The sequence below is a fragment of the Polynucleobacter sp. genome (genome assembly GCF_040400325.1).
Lineage (GTDB): Bacteria > Pseudomonadota > Gammaproteobacteria > Burkholderiales > Burkholderiaceae > Polynucleobacter.
The window spans coordinates 1-26136 of the sequence record NZ_JBBAQK010000006.1 but is presented as its reverse complement, the minus strand read 5'-3'; the positions used below and the strand labels follow the sequence as shown (position 1 = coordinate 26136).

General features: G+C 42.2%; 29 protein-coding genes. 5 read left to right on the top strand and 24 right to left on the bottom strand.

Annotated elements, in window-relative coordinates:
• Positions 1–4: 4 nt before the first annotated feature.
• The 6 genes from ABWP14_RS06115 to phnD form a co-directional block, all read right to left on the bottom strand.
• Entirely contained in the window at positions 5–670 is a 666-nt protein-coding gene (locus ABWP14_RS06115) for a DUF3313 family protein (protein WP_353202087.1), read from the bottom strand.
• Between the two features lie 211 nt (positions 671–881).
• A complete protein-coding gene (locus ABWP14_RS06110) occupies positions 882–1724 on the bottom strand; it encodes a class I SAM-dependent methyltransferase (RefSeq protein ID WP_353202086.1) in 843 nt (280 codons plus the stop codon).
• A gap of 106 nt (positions 1725–1830) precedes the next feature.
• Positions 1831–2526: a phosphonate ABC transporter, permease protein PhnE gene (gene phnE, locus ABWP14_RS06105; RefSeq protein ID WP_353202178.1), complete on the bottom strand. Its 696-nt coding sequence runs from the start codon at positions 2524–2526 to the stop codon at positions 1831–1833.
• A gap of 110 nt (positions 2527–2636) precedes the next feature.
• Complete coding sequence (gene phnE, locus ABWP14_RS06100) at positions 2637–3380, bottom strand: phosphonate ABC transporter, permease protein PhnE (RefSeq protein ID WP_353202177.1); 744 nt, start codon at positions 3378–3380, stop codon at positions 2637–2639.
• A gap of 71 nt (positions 3381–3451) precedes the next feature.
• The gene (gene phnC / locus ABWP14_RS06095) at positions 3452–4288 is read right to left on the bottom strand and encodes a phosphonate ABC transporter ATP-binding protein (protein ID WP_353202085.1); all 837 of its coding nucleotides are present in this window, start codon (positions 4286–4288) and stop codon (positions 3452–3454) included.
• A 12-nt stretch (positions 4289–4300) separates the two neighbouring features.
• Positions 4301–5251, bottom strand: coding sequence for a phosphate/phosphite/phosphonate ABC transporter substrate-binding protein (gene phnD / locus ABWP14_RS06090; RefSeq protein WP_353202084.1), 951 nt, complete (start codon positions 5249–5251; stop codon positions 4301–4303).
• A 252-nt stretch (positions 5252–5503) separates the two neighbouring features.
• Between phnD and ABWP14_RS06085 the strand changes: the two genes are divergently transcribed.
• The gene (locus tag ABWP14_RS06085; RefSeq protein ID WP_353202083.1) at positions 5504–6160 is read left to right on the top strand and encodes a ceramidase domain-containing protein; all 657 of its coding nucleotides are present in this window, start codon (positions 5504–5506) and stop codon (positions 6158–6160) included.
• Positions 6161–6425: 265 nt separating this feature from the next.
• Here the strand turns inward: ABWP14_RS06085 and ABWP14_RS06080 are convergent, their stop codons facing one another.
• Positions 6426–6764, bottom strand: a complete 339-nt coding sequence (locus tag ABWP14_RS06080) for a CHRD domain-containing protein (protein WP_353202082.1) — start codon at positions 6762–6764, stop codon at positions 6426–6428.
• Positions 6765–6961: 197 nt separating this feature from the next.
• Here ABWP14_RS06080 and ABWP14_RS06075 point away from each other — a divergent pair, with 197 nt between their 5' ends.
• A complete protein-coding gene (locus ABWP14_RS06075) occupies positions 6962–7606 on the top strand; it encodes a class I SAM-dependent methyltransferase (protein WP_353202081.1) in 645 nt (214 codons plus the stop codon).
• 104 nt (positions 7607–7710) lie between these two features.
• Positions 7711–8175 carry a CIA30 family protein gene (locus ABWP14_RS06070; protein WP_353202080.1) on the top strand — a complete coding sequence of 155 codons (465 nt, stop codon included), beginning with the start codon at positions 7711–7713 and terminating at the stop codon, positions 8173–8175.
• A gap of 69 nt (positions 8176–8244) precedes the next feature.
• Here ABWP14_RS06070 and ABWP14_RS06065 read toward each other — a convergent pair whose 3' ends face one another.
• Together ABWP14_RS06065 and ABWP14_RS06060 are read right to left on the bottom strand one after the other, a co-directional pair.
• Positions 8245–9111, bottom strand: coding sequence for a TauD/TfdA dioxygenase family protein (locus ABWP14_RS06065; RefSeq protein WP_353202079.1), 867 nt, complete (start codon positions 9109–9111; stop codon positions 8245–8247).
• A 43-nt stretch (positions 9112–9154) separates the two neighbouring features.
• Positions 9155–10132, bottom strand: a complete 978-nt coding sequence (locus ABWP14_RS06060; RefSeq protein ID WP_353202078.1) for a Bug family tripartite tricarboxylate transporter substrate binding protein — start codon at positions 10130–10132, stop codon at positions 9155–9157.
• A gap of 384 nt (positions 10133–10516) precedes the next feature.
• Here ABWP14_RS06060 and htpX point away from each other — a divergent pair, with 384 nt between their 5' ends.
• Positions 10517–11404 (top strand): protease HtpX, encoded by an 888-nt coding sequence (gene htpX / locus ABWP14_RS06055; protein ID WP_353202077.1) that lies wholly within the window; start codon positions 10517–10519, stop codon positions 11402–11404.
• Between the two features lie 210 nt (positions 11405–11614).
• Here htpX and ABWP14_RS06050 read toward each other — a convergent pair whose 3' ends face one another.
• The 14 genes from ABWP14_RS06050 to ABWP14_RS05985 all read right to left on the bottom strand — a co-directional run bounded on the left by ABWP14_RS06050 (position 11615) and on the right by ABWP14_RS05985 (position 24085).
• Positions 11615–12697 carry a TGL-type protein-glutamine gamma-glutamyltransferase gene (locus tag ABWP14_RS06050; RefSeq protein ID WP_353202076.1) on the bottom strand — a complete coding sequence of 361 codons (1083 nt, stop codon included), beginning with the start codon at positions 12695–12697 and terminating at the stop codon, positions 11615–11617.
• Between the two features lie 190 nt (positions 12698–12887).
• The gene (locus tag ABWP14_RS06045; RefSeq protein WP_353202075.1) at positions 12888–13670 is read right to left on the bottom strand and encodes a glutathione S-transferase family protein; all 783 of its coding nucleotides are present in this window, start codon (positions 13668–13670) and stop codon (positions 12888–12890) included.
• Positions 13671–13730: 60 nt separating this feature from the next.
• The gene (locus tag ABWP14_RS06040; protein ID WP_353202074.1) at positions 13731–14126 is read right to left on the bottom strand and encodes a VOC family protein; all 396 of its coding nucleotides are present in this window, start codon (positions 14124–14126) and stop codon (positions 13731–13733) included.
• Positions 14127–14231: 105 nt separating this feature from the next.
• The gene (locus tag ABWP14_RS06035; protein WP_353202073.1) at positions 14232–14540 is read right to left on the bottom strand and encodes a high-potential iron-sulfur protein; all 309 of its coding nucleotides are present in this window, start codon (positions 14538–14540) and stop codon (positions 14232–14234) included.
• 81 nt (positions 14541–14621) lie between these two features.
• Entirely contained in the window at positions 14622–15629 is a 1008-nt protein-coding gene (locus ABWP14_RS06030) for a catalase family peroxidase (protein WP_353202072.1), read from the bottom strand.
• Between the two features lie 309 nt (positions 15630–15938).
• Positions 15939–16994 carry a malate/lactate/ureidoglycolate dehydrogenase gene (locus ABWP14_RS06025; protein ID WP_353202071.1) on the bottom strand — a complete coding sequence of 352 codons (1056 nt, stop codon included), beginning with the start codon at positions 16992–16994 and terminating at the stop codon, positions 15939–15941.
• A gap of 202 nt (positions 16995–17196) precedes the next feature.
• A complete protein-coding gene (locus tag ABWP14_RS06020) occupies positions 17197–18312 on the bottom strand; it encodes a formylglycine-generating enzyme family protein (RefSeq protein ID WP_353202176.1) in 1116 nt (371 codons plus the stop codon).
• Between the two features lie 51 nt (positions 18313–18363).
• Positions 18364–19170 (bottom strand): hypothetical protein, encoded by an 807-nt coding sequence (locus ABWP14_RS06015; RefSeq protein ID WP_353202070.1) that lies wholly within the window; start codon positions 19168–19170, stop codon positions 18364–18366.
• The gene (locus tag ABWP14_RS06010) at positions 19160–19630 is read right to left on the bottom strand and encodes a hypothetical protein (RefSeq protein WP_353202069.1); all 471 of its coding nucleotides are present in this window, start codon (positions 19628–19630) and stop codon (positions 19160–19162) included. Before ABWP14_RS06010 ends, ABWP14_RS06015 begins: the two co-directional genes overlap by 11 nt.
• Positions 19631–19677: 47 nt before the next feature.
• Positions 19678–21267 (bottom strand): arylsulfatase, encoded by a 1590-nt coding sequence (locus ABWP14_RS06005; RefSeq protein WP_353202068.1) that lies wholly within the window; start codon positions 21265–21267, stop codon positions 19678–19680.
• A 705-nt stretch (positions 21268–21972) separates the two neighbouring features.
• A complete protein-coding gene (locus ABWP14_RS06000) occupies positions 21973–22281 on the bottom strand; it encodes a hypothetical protein (RefSeq protein ID WP_353202067.1) in 309 nt (102 codons plus the stop codon).
• Between the two features lie 330 nt (positions 22282–22611).
• Positions 22612–23283 carry an aquaporin gene (locus ABWP14_RS05995; protein WP_353202066.1) on the bottom strand — a complete coding sequence of 224 codons (672 nt, stop codon included), beginning with the start codon at positions 23281–23283 and terminating at the stop codon, positions 22612–22614.
• Positions 23280–23759: an arsenate reductase ArsC gene (locus ABWP14_RS05990; protein WP_502930149.1), complete on the bottom strand. Its 480-nt coding sequence runs from the start codon at positions 23757–23759 to the stop codon at positions 23280–23282. The genes ABWP14_RS05995 and ABWP14_RS05990 overlap by 4 nt, the downstream gene beginning before the upstream one ends.
• Positions 23756–24085, bottom strand: a complete 330-nt coding sequence (locus tag ABWP14_RS05985; protein ID WP_353202065.1) for an ArsR/SmtB family transcription factor — start codon at positions 24083–24085, stop codon at positions 23756–23758. The genes ABWP14_RS05990 and ABWP14_RS05985 overlap by 4 nt, the downstream gene beginning before the upstream one ends.
• A gap of 95 nt (positions 24086–24180) precedes the next feature.
• Here ABWP14_RS05985 and arsH point away from each other — a divergent pair, with 95 nt between their 5' ends.
• Positions 24181–24891 carry an arsenical resistance protein ArsH gene (gene arsH, locus ABWP14_RS05980; RefSeq protein WP_353202064.1) on the top strand — a complete coding sequence of 237 codons (711 nt, stop codon included), beginning with the start codon at positions 24181–24183 and terminating at the stop codon, positions 24889–24891.
• 135 nt (positions 24892–25026) lie between these two features.
• Here arsH and ABWP14_RS05975 read toward each other — a convergent pair whose 3' ends face one another.
• A complete protein-coding gene (locus ABWP14_RS05975) occupies positions 25027–25743 on the bottom strand; it encodes a hypothetical protein (RefSeq protein WP_353202063.1) in 717 nt (238 codons plus the stop codon).
• Positions 25744–26136 lie beyond the last annotated feature (393 nt).

The following is a 26136-nucleotide window of genomic DNA, read 5'->3' as shown; positions in this document are numbered from 1 at the left end:
GACACTAATTAGCCGAAGTTTCCAAGGCAGCACTTACTGCCTTTTTAGCCATAGCAATGAAAGAGTCTACAGAACCAGAGGATGTTCGAAAAGATTCTCCTTGAACCGTTACTAAGCCCATTCCAATAACTTCATTAGTTCTACTATCCGTAATTTTATTTTCAACCACCAATGCTGGGGTCTTAGCATTTACGCCTGCAGCAAATGCTGCTGCATTTGTAGCCAACCCAATTGGAGTAAAGTTCCATGGCTTTAAATAATCATTTGAACTTTCAGCGCCAGTAATTCCAACAGAGACCCTTACAACTCCGGGTCCTGGCTGTGTAACAATTTTAAGATTGCCACGAGCATTGACAGATTCAACCATAGAAGCTTGTAATGTCGATTTGGCTTTAGCAATAGATTCTGCAGTAACGTCTTTAGTAGCGCTTTGGTTTAAATAAATGGGATCTAATATAACGCCGGTATACATTGCGGGATTAATGCCATCCTTGCGATAACGCCAAACTCTGGTATCGGATGCAGCGGTGTAGGTTGATACTAGAAGTGAATAGTTGGGTAAAAAACCAGATCTTGGCATCGGCTCTGAAGCCAATTTCGGCGTGTTACTACAAGCAGCAATTAAACAAACAGAGCCAATGACTGCTGCATATAGACTAATTTTTTTCATTTTAAATTCCATTTAGAGTGCAAAGATATATACAGTGACACCATGCCTTCTATCATAAAGCCGAATGATGATTAGCGGTTCTTTATTAAGCTGCGCATAGAAAGGATCTTACTCCTCAGAAAGATAAGAAATAGTTTGTACCATTTTAGGGCTCTACTCAGTGAGCGCTGAGGCGAAGACCCTAAATTATTAGCTGAAAACCTATGAAATGTTAAAGGCGTTTACCAGTAATTGCGTTGTCGTTATAAGACCTGCTTTTATAAAGGCCCTTGATCTCATTGTTATTGACAGCCATTCTCACAAAATGTGAACTTTTGTCACGATCAAGGTATGTAAAGCTTAAAGTTGAACCATCTAATTTAGGATTGAGAATGGGTTGCGATTCATTACCAATTTGAAGAGTGCCGCCTATTTTTTGATAGTGTTGAGACAGTTTTAAAGTCGTCCTAGCTGGCTCCATTCCTGTAATTACCCACTCCCCCGCCACTTGAGCAGGAACAACCCAATAGTAGGCCTTAGCAGGAGTATCAATTTCAATATCCGCTTCCCAATCGCCCATATTAAATGCGTGCGATGTGACTCTCGTACCAGGTTTCATCTTTAATATGGTGGGACGTAAGGCGATATTTAGATCGGGCAATAAATACATAGTAACCACAGTTGCCTTACTAAAATCTTCTTTGAAGATGTCGCCATTAATAATCTTCACACGATCACTAACACCGGAGCGATCAGCATTACGTTGGGCTAGTTTCGCCATTTCTGGATTAAATTCAATTCCGATAGCACGTGCTCCAAAATCTTTCGCAGCTGCAATAGCGATTCTGCCGTCTCCAGAGCCAAGGTCATAGACTATATCGTTGGAGGTCACTTTGGCTGTTTTGAGCATGTTAGCAAGTAATTCATTGCCAGTAGGCACCCAAACCACGTCTTTACCTTCTTGACCAATGCGAGGATTATATTTATCGTCGCCACCGTCTACATAGTTTTGAGCCAATGTATTTAGAGCAAAAAAGGTACTAAAAATAGCAAACCAAACTTTAAAATGCTTCATAGAATTTCCATAAAAAAAAGTAAAAGGTGATTTTTTGGATTACAGGACTAAGAAAAGCTCATCATAAAATAAAAATCGTAGGTCTGCTCCAAAACAATAATAATCTTCAGATCAGTCGCTCTCGTACCTTGGCTGTCACCCACTCGCTCACCGCTACCGTGGCAAGAATAACGATTAGCAGCATAGTTACTTTGGGCCAAGCGAGCGTATTGAGTGCTGCCTCCAGTTTGACACCAATTCCGCCCGCACCCACCAAGCCCAGCACAGTTGACTCCCGGATGTTGATATCCCAGCGAAAGACGCTGATGCCCGCCAGCGTAGGTGAAATTTGTGGTAACACCCCCCAAGTCATAGTTTGGGCTGGGCTTGCGCCCGTGGCCTCGATGGCCTCTACTTGCGCTGCATCTATCTCTTCAATGGCTTCGTAGAGCAACTTTCCGATGAAGCCGATAGATCGCAGGGCAATTGCAAAGACGCCAGCGAGTACCCCAGGGCCTAGAATGGCCACTAGCAGCAAAGCCCAGATGAGCGAATTAATAGAGCGTGAGCCGACGATTAGCAGTAAGGCAATAGGACGTACAAATCGGGTACTTGGCGTCGTGTTACGCGCTGCCAAAAAAGCCACTGGCACCGCCAGGATCAGGCCGATTAATGTTCCAAGAGTGGCAATGTTGATGGTTTCCCAGAGTGGCCACCAGAGTTCGTTGACGAAGCTCCATGCAGGCGGCATCATGCGTGAACCGATATCCTTCATTTGGGCAGGTGCGTCTGTGACGAAAGCCCAAATCGTATCTTTTGTCATCACTTGGAAGGTCCAAGACACAAACGCGAGCGTAAGAACCCAGGCCGCAAATACAATCAGTTCATTGCGGGGGGTACGTTTCTGCCATACCGGCATGGAAGTATTCAAAGTCACTGAATGCGCTTTCTGAGCCAGCCCGAGCTGTACTCAGCTACCATCACAATCGCAATAATGACCAGAATAATGGCAGCAGCTGAATCAAATTCGTAGCGGTCCATGGCGGTATTAAGCGTTGCACCTATTCCGCCAGCACCCACGATACCAATCACAGCTGATTCTCGAAAGTTAATATCGAGCCGATAGAGTGATAAGCCTACCAGCCGTGGCATTACCTGGGATAGCACCGCAAAGTCGAGTATCTGCAGATACCCAGCACCAGTTGCTCGAAGGGCCTCAAGCTGTGAGGCTTCAATCTCTTCAATATCCTCGGCCATCAGCTTAGCCATGAAGCCTATGGTGGCGAAAGTCAAGGTCAAAAAACCAGCGAATGGTCCAAACCCAAACATAGCAACCAGAAAGATAGCGATGATGATTTCATTAAGCGTTCGGGACAAGGCTACAAAACTGCGACAGATGAGATAGACCCAGGTTGGCGCAAGGTTTCGGGCGGCGCCGACTGCAACAGGGATCGACAACACAACGCCAAGTGCAGTGGATGTGACCGTCATCGTCAGACTCTCCTGGAAGCCAATAACAATGTCGCTCCATCGGCTGGTGAAATTCGGATGCAAAAAGCCAAGCACAAAAGCCCAGCCGCGCTCCAGACCCTGGATGGCACGTGCCCAGTTCACCTCCAGCGAACCAATGCCTAACACTAGGTAAAGGGCTGCGCCAGCATACAAAGCCCAGCGCATAATTGGATTGGAAATGAATTGCGGGCGCCGCCACTGTCGCTGCAGTTTCGGTACTTCTATTACCGCATCGATCATAAAGAAGTAGCCAGCTTTAAATCATTGTTTCCTTGATTACTGTTACTCGAATCATCTCCTGCTGATGCTTGCATACTTTGAGTAATTGCGGTCCAATCCTCATCGCCATATATATTGGTCAATATGGTCTTATCGATATTAGCGGCCGGACCGTCATAAACCACAATGCCGGCACGCAGACCTACAATCCTTGGCAGGAACTCGGTTGCCAGGACAACATCGTGTATGTTGACGATCGCAGCAAGCCCGCGCTCCTGACATAGTTCTAAAATCAGACGCATGATCTGGCGAGAAGTTTTCGGATCAAGGCTGGCCGTTGGTTCGTCCACTAGCAACAGCTTTGGGCTTTGCATCAAGGCCCTCGCAATGCCGACGCGCTGGCGCTGCCCACCTGAAAGCGCATCTGCGCGCTTATTTTCCATGCCACCCAAGCCCACACGTTCAAGGAGTGAGTAAACCTGCGCAATGTCATCACCCTTAAATCGCCGGAACCAACTGGCCCAGAATCCGGTATAGCCTAGGCGGCCCGACAGCAAATTTTCCATCACGGTCAAACGTTCGATGAGAGCGTACTCTTGAAAAATCATACCAATTTGGCGGCGCGCACTGCGGAGACCACTCGAGCCTAGTTTGCTCAAGTCTTGCCCATCTAGCTCAATCTGCCCTCCGCTTGGTTCCACCAAACGATTTACACAACGAATGAGTGTTGACTTGCCGGCCCCTGATGGACCGATTAGCCCTATCAATTCACCTGCACCCACTCTTAGAGATACCCCGTTGAGCGCAAGGTCCCCGGTTGGGTAGCGTTTTTCTAGCTGACGCAACTCAAGCATAGCGATAGTTTTTTATTTGCAGGCGTAACTCACGTTCATAGCCTGGTCGATATCGCGCACTACTTGCCAGTATTGCTTGTAATTGATAGGCATGAACTTTTCTTGGGGCGGTTCACTCTTACTAAATTCTGCAGCCAATGCCGTTCCCTCCCACTTGAAACTGAAGAAAGCCTGCTTGATCTTCTCTGCCAGTTCTGGTTTGAGGTTGTACACATAACCATAACCAGTTGTCGGGAAGGTTTGGGATGTGTAAATGACCTTGGTCTGGTCTGCTTTGACTGCACCACGCCCGATCATTCTCTCCTTTACGGAGTTAGCAATGGCCGCTGCTGGATAGTCCTTATTGGCAACACCCAGAATTGAGTTGTCATGCTTGCCACTAAACACAGGTGTGTAATCTTTGCCGCTTTCCATCTTGTACTTATCGCGCAGTAATGCGGCCGGAGCTTTATATCCGGAGTTGGAGGTTTCCGAGGTGAATGCTAAGCGCTTACCTTTAATATCCTCAATCTTCTCAATACCACTCCCTGGATAAGTAATGATTTCCATCTCGTAACCGAATTTGTTATCTTTAGAGGCCATCATGGCGAAAGGTACAAAACCAGCGCAATTGACGGCGATTGGGTTGGAACCTGTATTAAAGCCAGCGACGTGAAGGCGACCTGCACGCATGGCTTCCAACTGGGCAGCATTGCTCTGCACCGGGAAAAACTGGACTTTTTTGCCGGTTGCCTTGGCCAAGTGCTCAATAAAGCTATCCCAGATCTTGGCGTAAACGGCAGGGTCTTCGACGGGAGTGTAAGCAAATACGAGTGTAGCTGGGTCTATGAACTCAGATGCATTAGATGGTGGATCTGCCACCAAATCACCGTTGGTATCTTTAAAACGAGGATCCATTGCCTGGATGGTAGGGGCCAATGTTGTTAGGGCGGCGACGAATATGGCGGACAAAGCGAATCGCATTTGGATCTCCAGTTATGACAAAAGCTGAATTCTCACAACTTTAGATGACAGTTCCGTGACATTAAAATCACTTTAACAGATCCTTTTTAGCCCTACTCCAAAAGGGAGGATTTTTGATAATGTCTTCCACAATAATGTTGAATATGGTTAAAAGACAGCTCAGATCTCTTCTGTATTGTTCATCTAACTTTAGACCTAAAAAGCGCTAGCCTATGTCAAAAGCATTATTAATTACTCCATTAAGATATAAAAATGAGTACTTGGTTCAATTCAGTCGATATCTACTGCGAGCGTTTAGATGTGAGTTTTTGGGCTGAGCCCTTTAACGCCATCAGTAATCTGTCGTTCATCATTGCAGGTTTTTTTCTGTGGCGACTAAGATCTTCCCTTTCAAATCTGATGGCCATTCTGATGATCCTCATTGGCCTAGGTAGTTTTTGCTTTCATACTTTTGCTAATCGCCTTACCGGTCTACTTGATGTCTTAGCAATTGATCTGTATTTACTAGTCTTTGCATTTTTAATCTCCAAGCAATGGTCAAGAAGCTCGATTTTTATTCAACTAGGGTCTGCTCTACTACTAATCATTAGTATTGTTTGCTCTCAATTACTCATTAGTCACTTAAAGCCAGATTTGCCATGGTTACCTTCCGGCATCTACCTTGGCGCTTGGTTAGCGCTGTTGGTTTATGCTTTGATGACCCAATATTCAAATACGTCAGCAGCTCGTTTCTTATGGCTGGCGGCCATCGTTTTTGCATTCTCCCTACTGAGTCGTCAACTTGATATGCCCTTATGTGACTTCATTGGTGGTTCACATTGGTTATGGCACCTACTCAATGGGCTAACCTTGTATTTGACCAGTTATGGTCTTTGCCTAAAGCAGTGCCCTAAAAAACTACAGCACTAGATTTTGACAATCTTCAACTTATCATAATTTGCTTACATCTTATTGACTAAGTAATCTATAAATGAATTGGGGCTGCCTAGCACTATTCAAGCGTGCGACCTTTGTCTTGGATGGTTTTGGCACTGGTTAACAAATTACTAGAGATAAAACAATACTGAAGGCAATGCTTGAAAGAAAAAACCCCCACCAGTGCTGATGAGGGTCTGAGGGTTCTAGTGTGACCTGATATGAGATCAAACAGGGTCACCAATGTGCGATGCTTAAATTAAGGTTTTAGCTGACCCCTAATTTCGCCACCCTTATTTGCAGCACTATGGACATTGATATAAAGATTTCCACTCTTTAAGCTTTGTAGTTGAGCAGCAGTCAATTTAGAACCAGCTGGAACAGACCATACATTGTCTGACGTTTTTGCAAATGGAACAATTACAGGGCCATTCTGACCCATGGGGGCTTCATGAATATGCGCCATAGTCGCATCAACACCTGCAGTGGTAACGCTACCTGAAACTGATCCATCAGAGCCAACCATAATCGAACCCTTACCCGAAGCTGAGGTGGTAACGGGGGGAACTTCCTGAGATCCAGCGAGAGTTACATTCATTGACTGTGCAAAGACAGTTACAGAAGCTATGCCAAAGCAAAGGCTTATTACAGTTTTTGTGATTATTTGATACATTTTTATCTTCATCTCCTATTAAGTTAAATACTATATTCAGATTATCATCATTTTGCCAGTAAGGTATTTGAGCAGAAACGTTTAATTAGGCTGTTTAACGGTAATATCTACAGTAAATGACTATGTCTATATTAAAAAATATCACAAATGAATCTATAGTAATTTCTCAAAAAAATATTGGTCATTATGATCAAAACGCCATTTCTTATGACGAAGGTACACAAGATCATGATGTCAGTCAAAATATCAATGCCTTCCTAAGGGCGATAAAAGCTGAACCACCATTTCAATTACTCGATTTTGGATGTGGTCCGGGAAGAGACCTACAAACCTTAACTAAACTTGGTCATGTTGCTATTGGTCTTGAAGGAAGCCCAAAAGCTGCACAAATTGCAAGAACGAAAAGTGCTTGCAAAATCTTAGTGCAAGATTTTTTTAACTTAGATCTACCAGAGAATACTTTTGATGGTATTTTTGCCAACGCTTCGCTATTTCATATCCCCAATAGGCTATTGCCAAAAGTGCTGGGTCATTTATGGACAAGCTTAAAACCTAATGGCATTCTGTTTAGCTCAAATCCACGTGGCAATAATGAGGAAAGCTGGTACGGTGATCGCTTTGGCTCATATCATGATCTGGAAGGCTGGAGATCTTTTATGACAAATGCACAATTCATCGAAATTGAATACTACTATAGGCCAAGTGGGCTCCCATTTGAGCAACAGCCGTGGCTAGCAAGTGTTTGGAAAAAAGCAATATTTGCCTGAATAGCTTATTTCTAAATCAATTGAACTCAAGAAGAGCCTTTCTTTATACCTGCAGTGTTTACTTTTTATGTTGGGCAGAACAATCGCGCGCACAAGGAATGTACATGGATTACGCTAACCCTAATACGATGCGTGATTGTTGGATTGTTAATGATGGTGTGATGGGAGGCTTGTCTCAATCGAGCCTACGCCAAGATCTGCATGGTTTGTTTTTTGAAGGTGTGGTTTCGCTTGCAAATAACGGTGGGTTTGCATCCATGCGTTCATCCGTAAAATTTCCCCAAGGAACTCAAGTGCTTGAGCTTTTAGCACAAGGTGATGGCAAGCGCTATAAGTTGGTCTTACGTACTGAGTTAGCGCCACGGGTGTCATATGCAGCAGATCTTATCGCTGAACCGACTTGGCAAACTTATCGCTTTAATTTAAGTCAATTTAAATCGACTGTACGAGGACAAGCTGTTAATGCGCCAACCTTATCATTTTCTGATGTAATTGAGTTTGGCATTCTGATCTCTAATAATCAAGCGGGAAGCTTTGCTATCCAACTAAAAACGCTTCAATCTATTTAAGCCAAAAGCATATTTATTGAAATACTATTTTTTAATAGTACTGGTAGCCCTTGTGAAAAAAACTAATATCTAATGCCTTGGAATATCAAGCGTCGTTACACGTGTTAATTCTCTTTTATGAGTCTTGTCATCAAAAGGACGGCCACGATGCATAGTTGTGCGATTATCCCAAATAACCAAATCACAAACAGTCCATTCATGGCTATAAACAAATTGAGGTTTTGTAGCGTGCTCAATCAAGTCGCGCAGTAATAAACGCCCTTCTGGAATTGGCCACTCAACCACATGATCTGCATGAGAGGCTAGGTAGAGTGCTTTTCTCGATGAATTTTCTACAGTCCTCACTAACGGTTGATTTGCACCAGGCAATTTTGCACGTTCCTCAGGTGAAAAATCAAATCCCATAGTGTGCCTGGAATACACAATCGAATGATGAACATGTAAATTCTCGATAGTCGCTCTCATTGGTTCATCTAAAAGGTCGTAGGCAGTTCGCATATCTGCAAATTCAGTATCAGCACGAACCGAAGGGATTGTGCGGGCACATAGCATTGAGTAACGGCCTGGAGGATTCTCAAATGAAGCATCTGTATGCCAAATACGATTACTAATATTGTTCATGCGTCTTCGATCATCAGCAGCCATGATTTCACCATCTTGCGCTACGTTTGAGATATCAGTTAAAGCATCATTACCAAAACGATTTTTGCTCAGTACTGAATTTGAGGTTTTAGTGTGCAAAACTCCATCTAGACGCTGGGCAAAATCAAGTTGATCCTGTAGTGAGAGTTGTTGACCCTTAAAAACTAAAACTCCATATTCAGACATTGCTTTTCGCAGATGAGAAAGCGTCAGTTCATCATTGATCTCACGTAAGTCTATAGAGCTAACTTCTGCTGCAAAAGTCGGATGTAGTTTTTTAAATGAAATATTCATATTCTTACGTAATTAAATAAAGAATTGAGTGGTGGTTCATAAATTAATCTAGGGTTACCTGATTATCACGAGCAACTTTACCCCATTTGGCAATTTCAGACTTAACATATACATCAAACTGCTGTGGAGATGAGCCAACTATTTCAGCGCCTAGGCCATTCAACTTTTCTGCAATATCTGGCATTTTTAGAATATTTAAGATTTCTGTATTTAGACGATTAATTATTGGCTGTGGTGTACCAGCAGGTACCATTACTCCACCCCATGAGACCGCCTCAAAACCGGGCAAAGTTTCTGAAACAGTAGGTACATCTGGAAATGAGGGCAAGCGCTTAGTGCTGGTAACGGCAAGAGCACGTAATTTGCCAGAACGAACGTGAGGAGCTGCTGCAATAGCAGTTGGTAGGGCTACGTTCACCTGTCCAGCCATCACATCAACAAGCCCAGGTGCATCACCCTTATAAGGTATGTGCTGCATCTTGATCCCCGCCATGGCATTGAATAATTCACCCGATAAATGATTGGATGCTCCATTTCCAGCAGAAGCAAATGTCACTTTTCCTGGATTGGCTTTAGCATACGAGATTAGGTCATTTACTGAGTAAATAGGCAATGATGGTGAAACCACAATAAATTGCGGAACAATAGTAGTTAGGGTAATCGCTGAGAAATCCTTAATCGCATCATAAGGAAGTTTCTTATAAATAACGGGATTAATTGCATTAGGACCAAGATTTGCCATTAAAAGTGTATAGCCATCTGGTGCTGATTTAGCAACAAATTCTGTAGCAATAATTCCATTTGCGCCTGGCTTATTTTCCACATTAACAGATTGCCCTATTGATTCAGAAAGCTTTGTGGCAATTAAACGCGCTGTAACATCTGATGCGCCGCCTGGTGGATAGACAACGATGAATTTAATTGGCTGCTTAGATGGCCAAGTTTGAGCTTGAGCAAAGGTAAAAGAAAAAACAGATACTGAAATAAAAATTAGGGATTGAATAAATTTATTTTTTAACATGGCTGCCTTTATCAATAAAATTTACAATGCGTAAATATTAGTATGTCGTATTTTTTGCTTTGGTAATTACTGATTTAGCCAAACTAAGGGTTTTTCCTGATTTAATACTTTGGGGCTTGCTCCACTTTATTGTTTGCAAGCTTTGCCTATAGTGTTGCGATTAATATTTAAAGCATTAATTAATGCACTATGGTGACAATTTACCTGTACTTAAGGCATTTAGCTTAATCCGTATTTATCAGCTTTTTAAGATGATCAAAACCCCCTCTTGTAGTGCTGCTAAAAATAGGTCAGCCCCCCTGTAATCACTTAACAAATGGGTTTCAAGCAAAACTTGAATTTTCCTGATAGCGTTACTATTATTTTAGTAAGGAGCTAGCTCATATGAAACGTATTTTCCTTTTCTTATTGACTAACATCGCCATTATGTTGGTGATCACGATCATCATCAATATTTTTGGATTGGGACAAGTATTAGACGCACAAGGTAGCGATCTTGATCTCACCTCATTACTGATGTTGTCAGCCGTTGTTGGAGTCACTGGCTCATTCATCTCTTTGGCAATATCAAAATCAATGGCTAAGCACTCAACTGGTGCTTATGTCATTACGCAAGCTCAAAATGAACAAGAGCAGTGGCTAATTAGTACCGTAGCTCGCCAGGCACAGGCTGCAGGTATTGGTATGCCTGAAGTGGCGATTTATGACTCTCCTGATATCAATGCATTTGCTACTGGCATGCTACGCAATGATTCCTTGGTAGCGGTCAGTACTGGACTATTGCGAGGCATGACCCGTGATGAGGCGGAAGCAGTACTAGCCCATGAGGTCAGTCACGTTGCCAATGGTGACATGGTCACTCTTGCGCTTATCCAAGGGGTTGTTAATACTTTCGTATTCTTCTTATCGAGAGTTGTTGGACATATTATTGATCGGGCAGTTTTTAAGACAGAGCGAGGTCATGGGCCTGCCTATTGGATCACCACAATCATTGCACAATTAGTACTCGGTATCCTAGCCAGTGCAATTGTGATGTGGTTTAGTCGTCATCGCGAGTACCGTGCAGATGCTGGAGCTGCAAACCTTGAAGGTAAGCAAAAAATGATTAGGGCCCTTGAGCGTCTCCAAAAATCATCCAATCAACCTCATCTGCCAGAACAATTAGAGGCTTTTGGCATCTCGGGCAATATGGCAACGGGCATAAAAAGCTTATTTATGAGTCACCCACCATTAAGTGAGCGGATAGAGGCATTACGCCGCATTGCTAGCTAAGAATTTCTCTTGATAAAACATTGGATTGATTTGAGCAGATCTTATGATTGACAACTTCGGCCCTATTATCATACTTGAAGTAGTATTGATCTTTGGTGGGGTGTTGCTATTTGCATGGTGGCAATTACGTGACCTTCGAAAAGAGCGAGAGAAAGATCGGAAGATAAATGAACAAAATAAAAAGTAAGAATAAGTAGAAATAATCGATTACTAATTATTGTGGCCAGGATAGACCCCCTTAAAAGTATCTCTAGTGAGATCTATACAACCTCCATCCTCATACACCCCCTGAGGATCTCGATATTTCATCATCGTATCAATACAGTTTTGCAATTTCATAGGGGAGCTTAGAGTCTGCCCTACTAATTCTCTAACTAAATCTTCATTGATTTCCAGTCTACCTAATTTATCCTCTCTAACACCATATCGCCAGTGGTAAATTTCAAGACACTTAGTCTCCAATGTATATGGTTTGGATTTATCCCATAGGTTTGTAAATAGTCCCCCACCCATATAAATGACCCATGAACCTTCATATCCCTTTACATTGGATGAGAAATCATCAGGGTTTTTGAACCAGACACGATCACCGGGCACATAACAGCGCATTGGAAATGGGGTAACCGATGAGCCAATTTCCAATAAAAATGTATTTAAGAAATCATCGGCGACCAAGGCTTTTTTTCTCCATTGTTGTTCTATTTCTTTTAATTTTGCTGGATTACTTAGACTCAATTCAATTGCCAAGCTATGTAACATTAAGTACTCAGTAGCTCTTTGACAAGAAAAAGAAAAATGCTCCCCTGAAATATCAGGACATAGCGCCCGCTCAATTCCATCAACTAAAGAAGCACCCTCTTTCAAAATAAATCCATTATCTATAACATGAATCCAATATGCCTCTGGCCTCGAGAGTCCGTTTGTATCAAAATTTAATTCAGCCCTTCTGGCGAGGCCGGATAAATTTATCCTCATTCTGATATTTGCTTCCAACTCATTTAAGCTAGAAAAGTCAAAAATGACTGGACTTACTGCCATGCTAAGAACGATTTCAAGGGCCATATCTGGTGCTGAAGACTCAGAAAACAAGCCGAGACTTAGTGCCAAACGGGAAGTATCTGCATGTTGGCAAAGTTTATGTAAGGAATCATTTGCATAGATTCTGATGAACTGTATTTCATCTTTATGCTCTTGGCTGATTTCAACATATGGAGAAACGCCAACCTTATCGCACCATGTTCTAATTCCATCAAGAAACAATTCATTACTAATAAGTGCGGTGACAATCTGCAATCCACCATGACTTTTACATGAGTGGTTCATAAACGTCTCCGTTCAATTATTAGGGTACGTAAGCAATTATGCTGCACTAATTATCGTAATTATCATTATTCCTACGAATTTGTTATGTTAGTAATTAAAGCTATAGCTTTACTAAGTAAAGTACTAATTGACAGCAATTAGTTTTCTGAAACCCACCCTTTTAACCTCTCAGTAAAATTCTCCACCATTGAAAGCGCAACCAGATATCAGAAAGCTGAAAAGCAGGTACTTGTTGCATGCGACCAAACCATTGATCTAAGGCGATACCTCGAGTGTTGTTGGTCACTAAAGCATACTCACCAATCATTTTTAGGCGCCCGAACAATACCGCTGTAACTACATCAGCCGAGCTAGGTTTATTGCCAAATAAAAAATTTTCTGGGGTTGGTAGTTGACTTAAATAAGCACTTACTCGATTACGCTCTACCGTCATTTTCTCCTCTAAGCTAGCGCTCTGAGTAAAGTAAGTAATGCGCGATTGGTTTAAATCAATCTTTGCTTGCACAGCAGTAGGATTTTTTGCTTTTACTAGTTGTGCCTCAAGACCTTTAATGACTTTACCCAAGGCACGTGGAAGAATAAACTTCAAGATTGGCAAATGGATCATGGCCTTACAAAAGGTCAAACGCTCAATAGGGATTGCATAGTGCGCTTTAACGACTGACTCAATTTGAGGGGCTAAATCTAAATCGATATCAAGCCACTGATTGCCTGCTAGATTTGCTGATAAGCGCAAGATGTCTTGACTATCAATCAATATAGTTTTTCCATCCACTAAAGTTGGCACTGTCATATGGGGGTTAAGCGCTACGTACCATGGGGCAAGTTGCTCTTTACGAATATGGATATCCATATGATGATTTTCAAATGATATCTGTGCTGTATTTAATGCTAAACGACCAATCATCGAATAATATGATGGCGGAGCGCTATATAGGATCATAAATATATTTACCTTAAGGGATATGCACTAAAAATCAGCTCAATAAGAACTCACCTTACTCTAAATTGATAGATACTCGGCGACTTCAACTAAATTATCATCGGGATCACGTAAATAAACAGATCGGATTGGTCCTAATGCACCCCTTCTGGGTACTGGACCCATATCAATCGCTACCCCAATATTTTGAAGATACGATATAAAGTCATCTAATGGCCCTGAAGCTATTAAACAAAAATCGCCTGAGCCTATAGTTGGAACCCTTGCTTTGGTAGGAGTTTCAGTCGCTTTATCTTGAAGATTAATTTTAAGCTGGCCAAATCGTAGCGCATGACGTGGCTGCCCTTCTGGTCCGACAAAGAATTCCCTCTCAAAGCCCATTACCAATTCATACCACTGTGTCGTCAACTCTATATCAGTGACAGTTAACACAATGTGATCAATGCGATCAATCATTTTTTTCATCTTATTTGATCAATAAATAAATCATGAGTAATTAAAGTGTTCCTCAAATTTCAGCTTTACTAGTGTAGTACTCATTAGCCGAAATTGAAGTAATAATTATCCTTTTTTAACCCAGGCACTACACCACCCTTTAGAGGTGACTGCTTTACCACCAAATGCGAGGCACGGTGCATCGGTATCTTTTGCGGTTCCCTGAAAAAGGGTACAAACAGCACAATTTTGACCTAATGCATATTGAGGAAATTTATTAGTATCAATTTTCTTAACATCGCTGACATAGCCTAGTGCAATTGCAGAGGGATCTGAGTCAAGCACTAAGTTTTGTGATGGTTTTTGGGCAAGGGCAAAACCGCTGGCTAGGGAACCAGCTACACTAATAATAAAACTTCGGCGTTTATTGAACATAAGGAACCTTTTTTAATTTGATTAATTGAGCTTTAATTCTTAACTATTTCAGTTCGTAGAGTGAGGATAGGAAAGTATTAATTATTGTTTTGCTCCTTCAGATAAACGCCGACCCAAAGCAACGGCATAAGGTGCCGCACGAGCGCTTAACATGGGGTCATTCGATGGCTCAACACCCTTAGGCATTACCATAGGGTTGTAGTTAACAGTAAGGCAAGCTCCCCTGGCGTCATCTGAAACTGAGGTAATTTTTAAAACCCCTAGATTTATTTTTTTGCGACCTTCGGGAAGCGGCACTGTAGCATTATCTAGTTTATCCCCAGGCTGTGCCAACTCTAAATTGAAATTAAATGCAAGCTTGCCATCTTTAACACGTTGGCGTAAATCATCAAACAAGAAGCTGCCCCCTTTTTCTTTCGCTTCCTCATCGGAGAGGCCTTGCGTGCCATTAACAGGCTCAAATACCCATTTACCGAATTGCTTTACTCCGCTGGGATTGGTAAAACTAAAAGCATGTACGCCCCAATAGTTCACACTGCCAAAGCTTGCAGGAACAGGCTGTGATGCCAGATACTTTCCCTGCAGCAGTACTTCGGGATTAGCATCAGTAAATGCTTTTATTTTTACAGGGTCAGGCGCTTTAGTTGTTGGATCTGGCTGACGTGCTGCCAATGAAGCCATTAGCTGCTGGGGTGTTGCAGAACCAAACACGGGCGCAGAAATATTACCCATGAGCCATTGTTCTCCATTTGGTAAAGTGAATTGAAGTGACATATTGCGCTGTGATTTTGTATTGTCAGCTGCTTTTGGATTTGCCCCGCCAACTGAAAACCGAGCAACTACTGGAATAGGTTTACCACTAAACACAGAGGCAACCGATAATGCACGTCCCTCGGGCGATCCAGTAAATTCTCCGGTGGCACAAATACCTTTTGCGCCAGAGCGCCGATAGCCCTCAAACTTGCCGTTCGTTGCCTCAAACTGATTCACCATCAAAACTGGATTAACAGGAATTTGTGATTGTGCTTGGGCACCCACTGTAAATGCAGTCCCGATTAAAGTGATTGCCGACAATAACGGAATATTCATAAGGAGCTCCTAGTTGATATAAGTAAATTTTAATTATTATTAAATACAATTTGAAGTTACTGTAAAGAATAAATTTCTTTTTAAATGATGCAAAGCACCATTATTTGATATGTGAATGAATCTTATGCCGAGCGCAATATTAGATGTAATTTCCCCCAAGCATTTATTTACTATAGGCAGCTAGTTAAGCAATGGTTTGAAGGCGTTGAGATCAGGTGTGGCTCACACATCGGGGTCAGTGGCATCTGCAGGTAATCGAATGGTCGAATGTCTGATTTATCGGGTTAATCGACAAAATGAAAATTGTTACTACTTTAAGTTAACCCCAACTTTTTTCCCTGCCTCACAAATATCTTGCCAAGTTTTATTATCAATTTCAAAGCCATTTGCTAAGCGTAGTGCCATCATTTTTCGTTCGGGCTCGCCTGCTAGCATCACCGGAACACCAGCCTCGCTGGCCGGGCTTTGATATACCCAATCAATAAAAGAGTTTGCCTCTATTTCAAATTGCTCTTTTGAGCTCATGCAAACGGGGTTGATCAAAATCGATAGCATCCCATTCCAGATAGCACGTTTTTTTATTTTAGGTGGCTTCCAAGTGCCGCCCCCAGTTAATGCACCACCCAGTAATTCACAGGCTATGGCCAAACCCGAGCCTTTATGCTCTCCAAAGGGCATTAAAGCTCCTAAATTACCGGCAGCATCTGGCTTCACAACAACACTTGGATCAGTGGTGGGCAAGCCCTGTTGATTGATTAAAAACCCAGGACTCACTTGTTTGCCAGTATTGTGGGCAACCCGCATCTTGCCCTGCGCAGAGCGGCTAGTAGCAAAATCTAAAATAAATGGTTCACGATGAGTAATCGGCACGCCAATACAAAATGGATTAGTACCATGCCTGCCTATACCGCCACCCCAAACGGCTACAACTGGAGCAGAAATAACATTCACTAGGTGAATTGAAACTAAGCCCTCCGCTGCAGCCATTTCAGCGAAATGCCCAATACGACCCAAGTGGTGAGCATGCGATAAGGACACAATACAACTACCTAATTTTTTTGCCCTGGAAATCCCCATCACGATTGCTTCTTCGCCGACAATTTGCCCAAAGCCACCCTGTCCATCAAGAACTAACATGCTGCCTAGATCGCTTTTTACCTGAATGCTTTGATTGGGCTGCAAAGATCCTTCTTGAAATGACTCGATGTAACGCGGGATCATTCCAGCACCGTGGGAATCATGCCCCTTTAAATTTGCCTGAACCAAGTTCGTGCAAACCCGCAAGGCCTCGACCTCAGAACTACCAGTAGCTCTTATTATTTGAGCAATTTTAGTTTTTAGATCTTCAGCATGAAAGATTGGCATAGTATGTTGGATTATCGTTTCTCATCTTAGATTATGGATCATTAATGCCCTACCCACCACGATTTGACTATGCTACCTAGGCCTTAGAAACTGGAAAAATGAGCTAAAAAAATAAGTTAAACAATGGCTTTAAGGTATTGGGTGGAGTGCCATGGATATTGAGTGGTCAGATGTCAGTTTGTCGGGTTAACCGATCAAAATACTACTGAGGGTCTTTTACCAATCTAAACCCAAGATGCGACATTGGGCTAAATGGATCTGCTCCACGTCTTGCGCTTGGACGATAAGACTGACAGTAATCTTCGTTACATAAAAATGATCCCCCACGGATTACCCTCTTGGGTGCATTTTTAGGAACTCCAGAATCATCTGGATCATATGAGTTAGTGGGGCCTTGAGGATTGTTGGCCACACCATCCCCCAGTTCTTTAGATTGCATCGCGAAATAATCCGAGCGATACCAGTCTGCAACCCACTGCCAAGCATTACCAGTCATATCGTATAGGCCATAACCATTTTGTGGGAAGGTCTCAACTGAGCTAGTACCTACTGCACCACCAGCTTTAGGGCTAATGACAGGGAAAGGCTGCTTTTTAACATCCCAAATATTGGCCGGCAGCTTACCCTCTTGCTCCAATTGATCACCCCAAGCATAGCTTGCTTGATTTAAGCCACCTCTGGCTGCAAACTCCCACTCTGCTTCTGTTGGCAATCTTTTGCCGGTCCATTTTGCATAGGCTAAAGCATCCTCGTAACTAATCTGGACTACAGGGTGATTACCTTTGCCATCAATATTGCTTCGGGGCCCGCTGGGATGCCTCCAATTTGCCCCAGGCACATACGCCCACCATTGAGAGTAGTCATTGAGGTTCACTTTAGCCTTAGTTCCCACAAAAACCATTGCTCCAGCTACAAATACTGAAGTTGGCGGCCTTGGTGTACCTGGTGGTAGCTGTACTCGAATCGTTTCCCAATCTGGAATTTGCTCAGCAGTTGTTTTGTAATTTGTTTCTTTTATAAATTGTGCGAATTGATCATTGGTAATGTGAGTTCTATCCATCCAAAAGCCATTGACCTTAACTCGATGTACTGGCTTTTCATTATCCTGGGCCTTTTTGTGATCACTTCCCATGAGGAACTCTCCACCAGGAACCCATATCATTCCTATAGGTGCATTCTTACCATCACTTTGAATCACAAGAGGTGGAGCCAAAGAACTTGCGCCACCTTGATGAAGATACCAATAGGCTACCCCACCACCTATTAGCGCAATTGCTAAAGCAAGCAGGATGGTGCGGCGATAAGTAAGTACGCCCATCACGAGCTATTATTTTTGCGATGGGATGAGGAGAGAAGAGATAAAGCCATATCAAAACTTGAAGGTTGCCGACAATTGTGGCCCCTGGAAGGTAGTCTTTTGTAATAAGCCCTGCCCGTTAGTCTTTGAGCTGTCCATATCGTAGAACAAGCCGCGATATACCAAAGCAACATCTACCCACTTCTCAATGGTTTTACCAATACCCAACATGGCTTGCCAAGTAACATTAGTAGTACCGCCCCCACTGCCAATATCAGCATAAAAAGGGACGTACCAAGTAGAGTCTGCAACACGATAACGGCCTTTAAATCCAATTATTGGATCAGCAGTAGACATAGCTTTAGAGTCGCTGAACGTAGTAGACCCTGTTAAGGTTAGATTAATTGTCGAAGTTGTACCTATCCAACGACCTCCAACCAAAGCGTCTACATAAGCATTGTCATTTTTAATTACCGTGTAGGTTACTGCAGTAGTCACAATTGTATTTTGTACCGTTGATTTATCGGCAAGTCTAATCTGGACACCTGGTTGAGGGGTAACGGGAATGGCACCCGTTTTTTGTAGGGTTGCACTCACTACATCTCCTAGGATGCCCCAATTGCCATAGTGTGCCTCTCCAGAAATCATTGCGCCAGATTTAAGATTGTGAAGCACATCGCTAGCATTTTGATCAACGGACTTAATGTACTGGTCGTTATAGCTGAGAGTAGATGCAATTGATGGAGCCCATAAATAGGGAGTAAGCTCAAAACGCCATTCGTCTAAAACTTTTGGGATCGGCGTGTTATACAGCTGAGCGTAGGCAGGGCATGAAAATACTCCCGCACAGACCAAAATAATCGCTAGTCTAATTCGCACCAGTCTTACAAACCTTATTAAGCTGCTTGCAAATTTTTAATATCGCATCAACCTCTGGTGAAGTACTGGGATCTTGACTCTGAGGTGCAGCAGTAGCAGAGATCATAATTTCAGACGATTTATCGCTTAATGAAACTACACTTAATGAAATGCTTTTATTACCCTCAGAAACCTTTAATTTTAAATTTTTAGCATCTTGAGAAACGATGGTTATAGCTTGATTTTGACTAACTACATTGACTGCCGTTGAATAAACTTTGATTGCAGGAGCATCTATGATGACTGTTGCAAATTGAAATGCTGGATTGCCATTTGAGTCATCTTGAGTCATTTGATTGATGCGCCCAATAACCTTACGTGCAGCAAATGCCCACCCAGCATTTACCGTTTCAGAAAAAATGAGGCCAACTAATAATATTGGTAGCAATAGTTTTTTTACTGGAAATTTATCTCGCTTCATGCATCGCTCCTATTGATTTGATCTTCGATATAGCCAATACCTAGTAGTTATCCGCCCATTGCGCCAATGTTTGGAGCCTTATATGGATCCATAGCAGGTACTGGATTACTCGGGTCTTGTAGATTTGGAATCAAGTCATTAGAAGCACCCCCAGGAACGCGTCTCTTATTGGGATATTTAATAATAGATTTATTAAAATCTAAAATAACTGGACCAGTTAAGGCAGCTGTCCACCCATTATCCTGTCCAGAAAACCGTCCTGGAGAACTTGTAGGATTTCGAGTAGAAACAGCACCATTAAATAGCATGTCGTATTTTTCAAATGGATCCATTGTCAAGTTGTAAATTGCAGGTAAGCCCATATTCAATTCTGGGCCAAGCCAAGTATCCTTAGATGTATAAAGCGCTTTCCATGCAATTTTCAGATCTGGAGATTTGGGATCACCGCCTATATCAGCCCGAACTCCACCAAAGCTTTCGCCACTAATATAGATCCAGTCATTGCGAACGGAGTGTTTTGTTTTTCCAGTAACGTATTGACTGTTATCCATACCATCAAAGTAAATCGGTTTGCCGTTATTGTCTTGGTACTCACCACGTTTAGGTGGAGTAATTCCAACCAAGGCAGCAGTGGTTGGCCAAACATCTAAATGCGACATCATTTCAGTGAGCACTTGGCCAGACGGCACCTTCCCCGGAGCCCATAAGATTCCTGGAACGCGCCACCCTGCTTCAAAGGCCGTACCTTTTTCCCCACGAAATGGGGTTGTTCCTGCATCTGGATAGGCATCTTGCCAAGCTCCATTATCAGATGTAATGATCACAATCGTGTTTGGTGCTTCTGCGCGAAGCACATCCATAATGCGGCCGATGTTAGAGTCCAGCTCTAATATTGAGTCTGAATAATTTCCTAAATGCGTTTTACCTTTAAATGCCTTGGCAGGGTTTGTAGGGTTATGCATCTTCATGAAGTTAACATCCATAAAAAAAGGCTTTTTACTTTTAGCATGTTCTTTAATATAGGCAACTGCTGAATCAGTTTGACGAACATCAAACTCCGCTAAATTGTCATAAGTAATAAGACCTTCTTTTATAGCTTTTTTACCCGATACTCCACTCCACTCAAATAGGTTTACAGTATCTTGATAAGCTTTCCAAAAAGCATCGTTATATTTTGGAAACCAAGGGTGCATATTGGGTGACAAATCAGAATAAGAATAGACCCCAGGATAGTAGGCAGCAAAATGCTTCATTTCATCAAAGCCATGCTCAGTTGGATACATCTCGGGCTTATCGCCTAAATGCCACTTTCCAGAAAAGTAGGTTTGATAGCCATTTTTTCTATAGAACTCGGCAATAGTTGGCGTTTCTTTTGTTAGCCCATTAAGATCCCCAGGGACTACAACTACTGAAAGAGCAGTGCGAACTGGAATCCGACCTGTCATGAAGGATGCTCTACCTGCCGTACAGCTTGCTTGACCATACCAATTAGTGAAAAGTGCGCCCTCTTTTGCAACCCTATCGATATTCGGGGTTGGATGACCCAAAGCAGCCCCTCCACCCGTATAGGCTCCAAAATCATTCCACCCCACATCATCGGCCATAAGGATCACTACATTTGGCTTTTGATCCGCCATAGCAATGTTTGCCGATAAACATACAAATAAAAAAACTAAGATTTGGGGTATTGTTTTTGTAATCATTTATTAAATAACTTCCATCAGAATTTTTAAATAAGATTTACTAATATGGACTCACGTCAAAACTAATCGCTAAAGAATCTATATCCTCGCCAGGATGTGAGTAGGGAAAATTTATATATTGCGAGCATTGCTAGCCCTCAAGAATTGAAATGTATTCGAAATCTGGGGCGATAGTCTTAGCAGGACGCTAAGACAGCTCGAAGGTCTGTTAGGCAAACTCTAACTACTTTACGATCTAAATCATACTAATTAATTACTTATATTAGAAATAACTACCAATAGAATGAATAGAATGGTGGTACCGAGGGTATGTCTCTAGTAGATTGCAAAATTTAAGTAATGTATTTGGTGTTATCTCACTGAACAGTCTGGCCTTTGGCCTGCCCAGCGCGATTCAAACGTGCGACCTATGCCTTAGAAGCTGTAAAAATGAGCTAAAACAATAGCAGAAACAATGACATTAAGCTATTTATATTTGGTGTGGCATCGGCAGGCGATCAGATAGTCGCTTGTCTTATTTGTTGTATTAACCAACAAATTTGGTCTGATATCAAAGACAACTGGCTACCCTTTTAGGGAATTTTGTGAACAACAAAAAACCCGCTCGAAAGCGGGTCGTAACTCATAAATAAAAAACTTTTATGGTTTAGGATTCATTCGATACAGTAAATCTAAGTCATTGCGATGATATGGCTCAGCCAAATCATTAGTAACATCTGCTATAAAAGCAGCAAAATCTTTAGTATCTTCTAATGCTGCTGCATGAGCTGGATTATCCCAGATACCAAAACCTTCAATCGTATTTTGCGCTTGGTTGCCAACAATAATGACATCATGAAGATCTGCATTGTGTGACATAACCTCTGAAGCAAATTGATGATAACGATCACATACTTTCTTGTAACTTCCAGGTTTAGTTTTTAACCAACTATGTCCGACATGTGCCATTTCGTAGTCCTTAATGATGAAAGCTATTACACGATTGTAATTAGCTCCCTTATAGTATAGAAGTTTGAGATAAAACAAATGACAAAAACTGATATAGTCAATTGAGGCTTGTAATAAGGTTTTTGATGTCATCTAATCAGACAGTCAGGTGTTTGGCCTGCCCAGCACGATTCGAAGGTGCGACCTAGGCCTTAGAAGAATTCGTGTCTTTTTGAATATCTATATATTTCGATGACTCACCACGTAAATAGGGCTCTGTGTGATAAACCGTGCTATGACTTAGTAGTTAAGCGCTATATGAGTGGTGCTGCTATTAGCCCAAACAGCACATCAAAGACCTTTCTTATACGTCTTCTCTTCCTTGGGCTCAACTAGAGCAAGAATTCCTACAAGCAGCAATGCCGCGATGACTTCAGCCACAACAAATCCTAAGACATCATTAGGAGCAATCCCCACAAAGGTATTAGTAAAACTTCTAGCCACCGCTACTGCTGGATTGCTAAAGAAGGTAGATGAAGTAAACCAATAGCCTGCTGTCACCGTTAAAGCAACTAACATTGGAACTTTATCTTTAGCTTCCTTATCCCCAATGTGAATGACCGAGAGCAATACAAGGGTAGATATAAGCTCACTTACCCAAATACCCAATCCTGTTCTGACCTTAGTTGATTCTTGAATAATGGGTAAGCTGAACATTAAATGTGTCAGCCAGATACCAGCAATAGCGCCTGTGAATTGACATGCCCAATAGCCAAGCATCTTTTTCAAATCAAGATGCCCTAGCTTCCAAAACATCAAAGTGACCACTGGATTAAAGTGAGCGCCAGAGATAGGTCCTAGCAAAACAATTAAAGCGTAGAGCCCTGCCCCAGTAGCAATACTGTTTCCAAGTAAAGCTACTGCGGCATTACCATCGCCCAATGTCTCGCCCATAATTCCTGATCCAGCTACTATTGCTAATAGCAGGGCTGTCCCAATAAACTCACTGAGATAACTTCTCATACTTGAGTGTGAATTGCCTTCAAGCTCATTGAATCTAATTTATCTAGTGGCATAGACGCCATGATGTCTAAGCGTCTTTTAAGGCCATTCATGACGTCGTTAAATGCGTGACGCTTTTCTAATTCTGTACCCTGAACTTGTGATGGGTCGGGAAAGCCCCAGTGAGCGGTAGAAGGCTGTCCAGGCCAAAATGGGCACTGCTCACCAGCCGCATTGTCACAAACGGTAATGACAAAATCCATCTTGGGGGCATCAGGTTGCCCATACACATCCCAACTTTTGGACTTTAGCAAAGCGCGATCCATTCCCAACTCTGCGACAATATCTGCCGCAATGGGATTTACGCTTGTGCCCGGAGTAGAGCCCGCAGAAAAACCTTTGAATTTTCCACTTGGATGAGTAGATGCCAATGCCTCTCCAATAATTGAGCGCGCTGAGTTATGGGTGCACAGAAAAAGAATGTTGTATGACTTCATGGCGATTTAACCTTTTTGGAGGATTTAACAGGTGAACAGGACTTACCACCGCAACAGTTATCCAATAAGAACTCACTGAGGTTTTGAACCAACTTAGCATTGGGGCGATAGAAAAGATTGCGACTTTGACGCTCTACCGTAATCAAATTAGCTTGGTAGAGCTCTTTTAAATGAAAACTCAAGGTTGCATTGGGAATGCCTAGCTTTTCAATAATTTGGCTCGGTGTCAACCCAACATCGCCCCGCTGAACAATCAAACGGAAAACATTTAAGCGAGACTCTTGTCCAAGAGCTACAAATGCGCTGACGGCTTCTGTATTTTTCATAATTCGATGATAATAGAATTATTGTGACAATTCTGTGAAATCTAGTTTTTATAGATGTTTTGAGCTATTTGACCGATTTTTATTAATATTCATTCATGACAGACCTCCCTAATATCGATAAAGCACTCTTTCACAAGCCAATTCTTGATGAAATTCAAGTTAAGGCATCGCAGAACCACCCACCAAAAATATTGCTGTTATATGGTTCACTAAGAGAGCGATCATTCAGTCGCCTTTTAGCAGAAGAGGCCGAAAGAATATTAAAAGTGATGGGCTGTGAAACACGATTCTTTAATCCCCATGGATTACCTCAAGTGGATGATGCCCCCGAAACACATCCTAAAGTAGTTGAGTTAAGAGAGCTAGCTCAATGGGCAGAAGGAATGGTTTGGAGTAGTCCTGAGCGTCATGGAGCAATGACAGGACTAATGAAGTCTCAAATAGATTGGATACCACTTAGTGTCGGTGCGGTAAGGCCTTCACAAGGTAAGACTCTGGCTTTATTACAAGTGAGCGGTGGATCGCAATCATTTAATGCTCTAAATCAAATGAGAATTCTAGGTAGGTGGATGAGGATGATTACGATTCCCAATCAATCGTCAGTACCTAAAGCCTTTCTAGAGTTTGACGACAATAATCGTATGAAGCCATCAGCTAATTATGATCGTGTAGTGGATGTGATGGAAGAATTAGTTAAGTTCACTTTATTGACTCGATCAGTTTCAGGCTATTTAACTGATCGCTATAGTGAGCGAAAAGAGAGCGCTGAAGAACTGTCAAAGCGAGTTAATCAAAGATCCATTTAAATGAGTTTCTGATGTCATCTAATCGACCAGATAAGCCTTTGGTCTGCCCAGCATGATTCGAATATGCGACCTAGGTCTTAGGATGGTGCACAAGGTCTAGACGTGGCCTGGACTAATAACAACTATTGCAATTAATCAGTTTTTCTTCATAAAAGTTGCTTCAGTAATCGGCACATGTGTAACAACACAACACACGTCATCCAAGTGTTTGTAGGCAGATACCTTGACCTCAAACCATCTTTTATCTCCATTGCTGTGGCAAGGATATTTTGAGGTGAATGTTTTTGTGTTTTCCGTAATAACTTCACGAATCGATCTAGCCACTTTATTCGCTTCTTCAGAGCCCAGTCCCCTTGCCTTCTCACAAACAGCAAGATAATTGACTCCTTCGCATCCTAGGCTTCCTCCCTTTAACTTTGGATACAGCATGGCAGCAGATCGCCATGCACCATTAACCAAAATAATGACGCCCTCTGTATTTAATACAGCCGCAAGGGGTGTAACAAAGTTCAAAGCAGCATGTGCCAACATCTCTATTTTTCGGCGCCCATAGGCTTCTACTTTTGCCCTATCTTTCAGGCTATCAATCTCTAAAGGAATGTTCACTTTCTCGATAAGAGTCGTAGAATAAATGAACGATGCATCTAAGTTAAGCCAGCCGATTAAAGTCTTCAGTCTTGCCGTCTCTGGCATGGATTGGCCATTGATCCATTTTCTCGCCGATTCACGACTAATTGGCTTTGACTGAAAGTTACGTAGATTAAATTCAATCGCTAACTTACTGGCCGTAGGTATTTCCCCAAACCGATTGATCAGTCCAGCTCTAAAAGCCAAATGAAAACGCTCGATCACGAATTGGTTGATAGTGAAAACTCCTTAGAGTACTCTCTTGTTTACCTAACATCATCTACCTTTTATAAGCTTCAGTCAGATTTTTTATATTTGCCAACTTGAACTTGGCAAGTTAGGAGCTATACAGTTTATTTTTAACCCAGAATAGTCATTACTATAACAAGGGGGTATAGGTGGGAAAACTGACATACGCTAATGCTATAAAAAAATTAGAGGCAGGTGAATCATTCACGCTACATGATATGAAGAATCTATCTTATGTAGATCTCGATAAGCTATTTGAAGAAATCAAACATTGGAAGGTCTACGGCAACGACGATACAAAAATTAATAAAGTGAAGCGATGGTAAAGGTCATGTTGGAATGCTTATCCAAAATCGACAAAGCAAGATT